At 27.9% G+C, this 7,792-nt stretch carries 10 protein-coding genes; 8 read left to right on the top strand and 2 right to left on the bottom strand.

Going from position 1 to position 7,792, the window contains the following annotated elements:
* From VJ881_10630 to VJ881_10600, 7 genes are all read left to right on the top strand, one after another.
* On the top strand, nucleotides 1-192 hold a 192-nt coding region (locus VJ881_10630), incomplete at its 5' end, for a peptide deformylase (GenBank protein HKL76506.1).
* A 31-nt stretch (nucleotides 193-223) separates the two neighbouring features.
* Nucleotides 224-1,003, top strand: coding sequence for a TIGR02206 family membrane protein (locus VJ881_10625; protein ID HKL76505.1), 780 nt, complete (start codon nucleotides 224-226; stop codon nucleotides 1,001-1,003).
* Nucleotides 990-1,547: a GNAT family protein gene (locus VJ881_10620; protein HKL76504.1), complete on the top strand. Its 558-nt coding sequence runs from the start codon at nucleotides 990-992 to the stop codon at nucleotides 1,545-1,547. The genes VJ881_10625 and VJ881_10620 overlap by 14 nt, the downstream gene beginning before the upstream one ends.
* A gap of 24 nt (nucleotides 1,548-1,571) precedes the next feature.
* Nucleotides 1,572-1,970, top strand: coding sequence for a hypothetical protein (locus VJ881_10615; GenBank protein ID HKL76503.1), 399 nt, complete (start codon nucleotides 1,572-1,574; stop codon nucleotides 1,968-1,970).
* A gap of 70 nt (nucleotides 1,971-2,040) precedes the next feature.
* Entirely contained in the window at nucleotides 2,041-2,997 is a 957-nt protein-coding gene (locus VJ881_10610) for a GNAT family N-acetyltransferase (GenBank protein ID HKL76502.1), read from the top strand.
* 19 nt (nucleotides 2,998-3,016) lie between these two features.
* The gene (locus tag VJ881_10605) at nucleotides 3,017-3,802 is read left to right on the top strand and encodes a nitroreductase family protein (protein HKL76501.1); all 786 of its coding nucleotides are present in this window, start codon (nucleotides 3,017-3,019) and stop codon (nucleotides 3,800-3,802) included.
* Between the two features lie 81 nt (nucleotides 3,803-3,883).
* Nucleotides 3,884-4,648, top strand: coding sequence for an epoxyqueuosine reductase (locus VJ881_10600; protein ID HKL76500.1), 765 nt, complete (start codon nucleotides 3,884-3,886; stop codon nucleotides 4,646-4,648).
* A gap of 4 nt (nucleotides 4,649-4,652) precedes the next feature.
* Here the strand turns inward: VJ881_10600 and VJ881_10595 are convergent, their stop codons facing one another.
* Both VJ881_10595 and VJ881_10590 read right to left on the bottom strand, forming a co-directional pair.
* Nucleotides 4,653-5,195, bottom strand: a complete 543-nt coding sequence (locus VJ881_10595; GenBank protein HKL76499.1) for a hypothetical protein — start codon at nucleotides 5,193-5,195, stop codon at nucleotides 4,653-4,655.
* Nucleotides 5,196-5,613: 418 nt separating this feature from the next.
* Nucleotides 5,614-7,044, bottom strand: coding sequence for a DDE-type integrase/transposase/recombinase (locus VJ881_10590; protein ID HKL76498.1), 1,431 nt, complete (start codon nucleotides 7,042-7,044; stop codon nucleotides 5,614-5,616).
* Between the two features lie 172 nt (nucleotides 7,045-7,216).
* Between VJ881_10590 and VJ881_10585 the strand changes: the two genes are divergently transcribed.
* Nucleotides 7,217-7,792 (top strand): hypothetical protein (locus VJ881_10585; protein HKL76497.1); only part of this gene is annotated, 576 nt, incomplete at its 3' end.

Below are 7,792 nucleotides of genomic sequence, written 5' to 3'. Positions count from 1 at the left end.
AGACATAAAAAAATAAAAGTTAGATATCAGAATACAAAAGGAGAAAACATTACTGAAACTTTTAAAGATGATTTTGCTGAATTATTTCAACATGAAATAGATCATCTGGAGGGAATATTAGCTACTGATCATTTGGAGAATAATAAGAATATAATTATGAGAGAAGAATGGGAGAAAAGATATAAAAGTTAAAACCAAGAATACTGTAAGGGAGAGATGATATATGAGAGAATTTTTTCGACCAGTAGAAAATGGTAAACCTTTTATTCTTTTTTCTACTGATCATATATTATTTATTTTTAGTGTGATCATTATTATTTTCTTAATCTATATATTTAGAGATAAAATGAAAAAAAACAAAATATTTTATGAAAGATTACTTATATATTCTCTGATTATTTCAGAAGGTTCCTTACATGTCTGGAGAATATATGTGGGCAAATGGACACTGACAACTTCTCTCCCTTTTCATCTCTGTGGTATTTCTATAATTTTAGCTATTATTATGTTAATAAATAAAAATTTTTACTTATTTGAACTCACTTATTTTTGGGGGTTAATAGGAGCGTTTATAGCTATTATTACTCCTTCCCTGGATGTTAATTATACTCATTATCGTTTCTGGCAATTTCTTATTGCTCACGCTTCAGTAGTGTTTGCTGTAGTTTATATGCTATTTGTTGAAAATTACAGGGTGAATTATAAATCTGTCTGGAAAACTTTTGGGATTACCAATCTTATAGTGTTAATAGTTGGTGTAATTAATATAATTTTAGATTCTAATTATCTTTTTTTATGTGGAAAACCGATGGGTACCAGTAAAACGCTTTTTGATTTTTTTGGTCCATGGCCCTGGTATCTAGTAACAATTGAATTTTTAGCTATTACTGTATTTCATATCTGGTATATTCCTTTCTGGCTTAAAAATAAAATTCATTTTATTAATAGCAATGAAAAAATAAAAGAAAATATGAAAGGGGTGAATTTTGGTGAAAGAGATTAACTATGATAATTATTTTTGGCAAAATAATCTGGTTAGATTACGAGCAATAAAAGAGGAAGACTGGAAAGAACATTATTATAATCGTTTTGATTCTCAGGGTAGAAGACTTTTGAGTTATCAGGTAGAATTACCACCTACAGTTGAAGAAGCAAAAGAATTTTCAGAAGAGTATAAAAATTTTTCAAAAAGCACAGGCAGAATTATGTTTACTATTGAAAATCTTGATGGAGTTAATATTGGAGGAGCAAATATAAACTCAATAGATGAAAGAAATGGTACTTTTAGCATTGGAATGCAGATAGATAGAGATCATCGGGGAAAAGGATACGGAACAGCGGCAATGAATATATTGCTGGATTATGCTTTTAATGAAAGAAGATTAAATAAATTTTATGGAAGTGTTTTAAATGGAAATACTGCTTCTGCCAATATGTTAAAAAAGCTTGGTTGTAGTCAGGAAGGTAGAAGGCGACAAATGGTATATACTAAGGGTAATTATTATGATGAAATTCTATTTGGTTTAACAAAAAGTGAGTTTGAGTAATTTATAAGAAAAGAGATGAATTATATGTTAGATCCTAATATTGTTTCCAGAGTTAGAAAAATTGCCAGAGTTTGGAGTTTGGTGCTTATTATTATTGTGTTATTTATTATTGGTGGTTATTTTTGGAATTGGATTACTACAGGTGTAACTGACCCTTATGCTGTAGAAGATTATCCACCAATAGAAAATATACCTCCATTACTTGAAGTAGTGGCAGTTATTGGTTTAGCTATTGCCTGGCGTCGGGAAAGATTGGGGGCAATTATTAATATCCTCTTATCACTTTTGGTTTTTCCTATACTATTAATTTATTGGCCTATTAGTTCTAATTTTCTTAATTATCTTTTAGCTCCCTATGGTACCTGGTTACTAATATTAATACCCGGTATATTGTTTTTCTTATGTTCTCAAAAAGTAGAATAATACAATCTAAAACTAAAAGGAGGTGATAGATACTTAATTCTTAGTAAATTATAGGATTTAAGTATCTAAAATGAATATAGAAACTACTAATATAAAAGAAAAATACTTACAACAATTAAGTAAAATTGTAATTAATTCTTATAAAGAAGAAATAAAATCAATAGCATATCTTCCTTTTGAAGATAATTTAAAAAAAGAGATAGAAAAATATTTAATAGACCTAATAAAAAATGGTTCAGGAGTTGTTGCAATTGAGAATAATGAGTTAATTGGATTTTTAGCAGGTTATAAAATAGAAGAATTCTGGGGGGATTGTAAAGGGATTTATTGCCCTGATTTTGGTCATGGAGTAAAAGAGAGAAATAAAAAAAAGATCTATCAATTATTGTATAAAAATGCTGCAAATAAGTGGGTTAATGAAGGTTATACTCACCATGCTTTAACTATTTATGCTCATCAAAAAAATGTTATTGATATATTTTTTTGGCTTGGCTTTGGTTTAAGATGTATTGATGCAATCCGTAAGGTAAATATTTTAGAAAATATAAACAAAGATATTATAATAACTAAGATGAAAAGAAGTAATATATCAAAATTAGCTGAAATTCAGGATAAATTGCATAACTATTTTAGTAAATCCCCCTTATTTATGCCTGTAGGAAAACAGGATCCAGAAGAATATTTAAATAACTGGTTAAAAGGTAATAATCGTCATATATGGGCTGCTTCTTATGAAAATCAAATTGTAGGTTTTATGAAAATAGAGCCAGAAGGAGAAAGAATAATAACCAAAAACAAAAAAATGATGAATATTACAGGAGCATATGTAAAAAAAGAGTATCGAAATTTAAAAATTGGAGTGACTTTATTAAATAGTATACAAAATTGGCTTTTTGAAAATAATTATAACCTATGTGGTGTTGACTATGAATCTTTCAATATTTCAGGCAGTAATTTTTGGAATAATTTTTTTACTCCCTATACATACAGTCTTGTTAGAAGAATAGATGAAAGGGTATTATCCTAATAAAAGGTGGTATAAAATTATGGAAGAAGAAAAAAATGAAGTTATAGAAACTATGTTAAATCACAAAACTATTAGAAATTATAAAGAAAAGGTCCCTTCTGATAAAAAAATAAAAAAAATAGTAAGAGCCGGTCAGCAGGCTCCATTTGTATCTCAAATGTATAGTGTTCTATTAACTAAAAAAGGAAATATTCCTTTTGATGCTCCACTGCTATTTACAATTTGCGTTGATATTCATAAATTAGAAAAGGTAATGGAAAAAAGAAACTGGGATCTGGTTACAAATGATTTATCACTTTTATTATTTGGGATTCAGGATGCTTCTTTAATGGCTGAAAATATGGTTATAGCAGGAGAAAGTGAAGGATTGGGCAGCTGTTTTTTAGGCATGGCTCCCTATTATGCTGATAAAATAATTGAGGAATATGATTTACCAGAAAAAGTATTTCCAGTTGTTCAATTAGTAATGGGTTATCCAGAAAAAGACAAAGAAACACGCCCTCGTTATCCAATGGATTTTGTTTTATTTGAAGATGAGTATCCAGAATTAGATAATGAAAAGATTGACAAAGCAATGAAAAAAATGGATGAAGGATATTTGGCCCAGGATTATTATAAAAATCTTAATGCTAAAATTCCAATTAAAAAAGATAAAAATGATGAATTTACTTATGAAAATTATAGCTGGACAGAACATATTTCTCGAAAATGGGGACAGTGGTATGAGAAACCTGACAAAATAATAGAACAGTTGAAAAAATGTGGTTTTGATTTAAGTTGTAATTCTCATCAGGGCAGACATTAATATAATCATGATTGAGATTTAGAAAAATATTTGTTATTATACATTAAACCCTGCTATAAAATGCAGAAAGGAGTTCAAATAATGAATGAAGAAATCACTAAGATTATAAACGACTATATAAAAGAATACCAAAAAAATGAGGATATTAAAACAGAATGGAAGGAAGCTATAGTAAATTTTGCTGACGCCAAAGATCCACAATTTAAAAAATTAAAAGAAGTTGTAAGCTCTTCTCATGAAATGCCTGAAGATATTTTAGCTGATGCTAAATCAGTTGTTGCTTATTTTATTCCTTTTTCTGAAGAAGTTACCAATTCAAATATTGAGGGAAAATACAGTTCAAGCAAATGGGCAAAGGCTTATGTAGAAACAAATCAATTAATTTCTGATATAAATCAACATTTGAAAAATGAACTAGCTAAAGAAAATATTGAAGTTGCAACTATCCCTGCAACAAGCAATTTTGACAAAGAAAAGTTAATGAGTGATTGGTCACATCGACATGTTGCTTATATTGCAGGGTTGGGTACATTTGGTGTAAATAATATGTTAATTACTAATAAAGGTAGTGCTGGAAGAATTGGAACGGTTGTAACAAATGTAGATTTAGATCCATCTGAAAAAATTACTGAAGAAAGATGTTTAACTAAAGCAGGTTATAATTGTAATATATGTGTAGATAGATGTGTAACAGATGCTTTATCAGAATCTGAATTTGATAGATATAGTTGTTATGATTTACTCTTAGAAAATGACAGTAAACATCCAGAAATGGAGTTAACTGATGTTTGTGGAAAATGCTGTGTTGATTTACCATGTTCTTTTGAAAATCCATTAAATAATTAAATATTTAATCAAATATATTAGCAGAATCTTTTTTATTATATTTTATTTTAACTGCATTAACATTTATATTAAATTTTCTTATTGTATTTCGGTCATTATAAAAGACGATATTTCCTGTATTTGTTTGAAGAGAAATATTAGGGTTTCCCAATAATCTTTCCTCAAAGAGAATATGAATATCACCGGTATTTGATTTTACATTTATATTTGCATTTCCAGTGATTTTTTCTTGAAAACGAATATAAATATTACCATTAATTGATTTCATATTTATATTTGCATTTCCGTCAATTGAAGATTCAAAATAACTATAAATATCTCCATTTTTTGTATTTAAATTTATTTTGGCATTACCCTGTATAGATTCTTTAAATACTTTATATATATTATTGTTTTCATCACCAGTTTCATTGATTTCTTCATTACCGGTGATTTTTTCTTCTTCAATTTCAATATTTTCTTTACTTATATTCGGGAATGATATTTCTCCAATGCCAACATTGAAAATTAAAAATAAAATTAGAAGTAAAATAATACCTTCTTCCATAACTAAAACCTCCTTTTTAATGTTATATTATATATTCTTTAAACAATAGATTATCCCTTTTTTAAGTGATTTAATGTTAGAAAGAGGGATATGAAATAAATTCAAGAAATATATATTAAGACTTATTTGAATACATAATTGGTAATGTCAAAAGATCTATGAAAAAGAGATTAAATTAGATAGAAAAAGCAAAAAAGAACAAAAGATAATAAAAGACCGCAGTGCCCTTGACAAAAACCACCCAAAATGGTGTTGATTAGGAGCCGAGGGCGAAAGGGAACAGATTAATAGGCAGGGTAAACTACCAGCCCTCGAATTTTCATTTTACCATTTGGCTGGTTTTAGTAAAGGGTTCGCTTCGCCACTGCTAATAAATTATTTTAGATCTGCCTCAGGCTCTGGGAACAAATTTAAAGAATTAAGCAGATAGTTTTTTAATATAATCCTGAGATATATCGATTAATTTAAGCCATTTAGCAGGCATATTAGGCAGATATTTAAGTTCATCTAGAATAACTGGTACTTTCTTCTCTAAAGCAGAATGAGGTCTCAGGAAGTTAAAATAAGCCACAAAAAGGATAGTGAAAGCTTCAGAACCTGCTGAAGAATTAAAACCATATTTGTTTTTGTATTCTTTTTTAAAAGTACGGTTTAATCTTTCAACAATCTGTTTTAGAGGTCTAAATTCTTTAGATACTTCATCTTTGTTAGTTAAACCAATAACCTGATTGATATCAAAATGAATACCATTTTGAGAAAAGAAATGTTGAGCTAAGACATAAATAGGATTACCATCAACAACAAAGCTTAAATCATCAGGAATAGTTTTCATCTTTTTTAAAGTATCATCTAAAGCTTTAATAGCAGATAAAGTATCTCGATTAGGAGAAATTCTGTAAGAAAGAATAATCTTTTTTACAGCATCAAAAAAGAAAAATAAATACTGCCATTTACCTTTAATTTTAAGATAAGTTTCATCACCACAAAAAGAATCAGAGAGATCATAAGGGTAATTATCAATAAAAGGTTTAACAAGCTTGCTAACTGAATCAACATAATTTAAAACAGTTTGATAAGAAATATCAACATTATGAACATCTTTCATTAAGCCAGCAGTTTTTCTGGCTGAGATACCATAATTAGCATAATAAGTTAAGATTAAACCAAGAGTATGAGGAGAAGAATGTATTTTAGAGATATCGACTTTAGGTATTACAGGTGATGATTTACTTAAAGGCTCATAATCATAGTTGAATTCACGATAAATATAGCGGACTTTAAACTTATAGGGTTTATCTTTAAAAATCCTTTTCTCATCAGAAGTCATACTGGATAATTTAGAAAGATAATAAGAACAACTATTATTTTTACATTTAAAAACAAAGAAATCTTTGCGAGTTTTAATTTTCTCAAGAAGCTTATTGCAGTGGGGACAGCGTATAATAGCAGCTTTAGAAAATCTGTTTTTATAACTAAAATTACAATTACAAATTTTACACTGGAATTGTCCTTTGCCACCATTATTATTGTAAATATAGATATGAGGAGCTCCACAACGAGGGCAAGTAATAGTATTAGGTACTTTAGATTTTGATTCTTTATGTCTTTTAATAGGTTTTAACTTTTTACCGTGATCAAGCTGATAATTAATAAGAAGTTTTTGATAGTCATAAGTTTCATGAATTTCAATGATAGGCATTTCATCCACCTGTAAATAACGATATTTTTTGTTGATAGGAGTATCAGATTTAGGAGAAATATTTTTACTTGTAAGTAAAACAATAAGATAAACAATAATTTTTTGTTGCAATTTGATATAAGCAAGAAGCCAAAAGATTAATTTAGTCATAAGTCTTGCCACCTTTCTTGTATTTTTGGTGTGTTTTTACGACTAGATAGTATAAATATACCTCAAAATCAGGGGGGTGGCAAGTTTTTTAATAAAGATTCCTGTAGTAACAGGGATTTGATATATTATTAAGTAAATATTTTTGACAATACGTTATATAAGGGGTGATTATATGAAAAAACTTTTTATTTTAGTAATAATTTTTTCTATTCTCTTTGCCCTACCAGGATGCCAAAACTCATCAATCAATAATAATACTGAAGATGAAACTACTTTAGAATATTTAACTATATCAGGCAAAGTTAATAATCCATCACAAAAAATTTCCACTCAGAATTTAGAAGAAAAAGTTACTAAAGTTATTTTGTGTTATGGAAGAAATAATTATAAAGTTTCAGAAGTTAAAGAAGGTAGTTTTTCAATTCAAGCAAATAGAGATATATCAGGAGGTATAATTTTTATTGGTGAGAATAAAAGTTTTCAAGGATATTTAAAATTAGCAGAAGGTTTAGAAACTTTACCAATAAAGTCTATAAATGATGATGTAGCAAAAATAGAATTAGGAGAAATTAACTTTGATAATAAAATTGGCACACCTGAAAACAATCCTTTAAATGAAAAAACAAATCTATCTGATGCAGAAAAACAATTATTAGCGCAAAATGATGATTTATTTGCATCTATAATTAAAAATCCAGATCTAAATGAAAATAATAAAGTTGATTTATTAGAAGATGAAGAAATTTGG

The organism is Halanaerobiales bacterium (assembly GCA_035270125.1).
Lineage (GTDB): Bacteria > Bacillota > Halanaerobiia > Halanaerobiales > DATFIM01 > DATFIM01.
This window is presented reverse-complemented; position numbering and strand designations above follow the sequence as displayed.

Excerpts from the sequence above, each read along its gene's own strand:
- VJ881_10615 (HKL76503.1), top strand. The coding sequence starts at position 1,572 with ATGTTAGATCCTAATATTGTTTCCAGAGTTAGAAAAATTGCCAGAGTT.
- VJ881_10595 (HKL76499.1), bottom strand. The coding sequence starts at position 5,195 with ATGGAAGAAGGTATTATTTTACTTCTAATTTTATTTTTAATTTTCAAT.
- VJ881_10610 (HKL76502.1), top strand. The coding sequence starts at position 2,041 with ATGAATATAGAAACTACTAATATAAAAGAAAAATACTTACAACAATTA.
- VJ881_10605 (HKL76501.1), top strand. The coding sequence starts at position 3,017 with ATGGAAGAAGAAAAAAATGAAGTTATAGAAACTATGTTAAATCACAAA.
- VJ881_10590 (HKL76498.1), bottom strand. The coding sequence starts at position 7,044 with ATGACTAAATTAATCTTTTGGCTTCTTGCTTATATCAAATTGCAACAA.
- VJ881_10600 (HKL76500.1), top strand. The coding sequence starts at position 3,884 with ATGAATGAAGAAATCACTAAGATTATAAACGACTATATAAAAGAATAC.
- VJ881_10625 (HKL76505.1), top strand. The coding sequence starts at position 224 with ATGAGAGAATTTTTTCGACCAGTAGAAAATGGTAAACCTTTTATTCTT.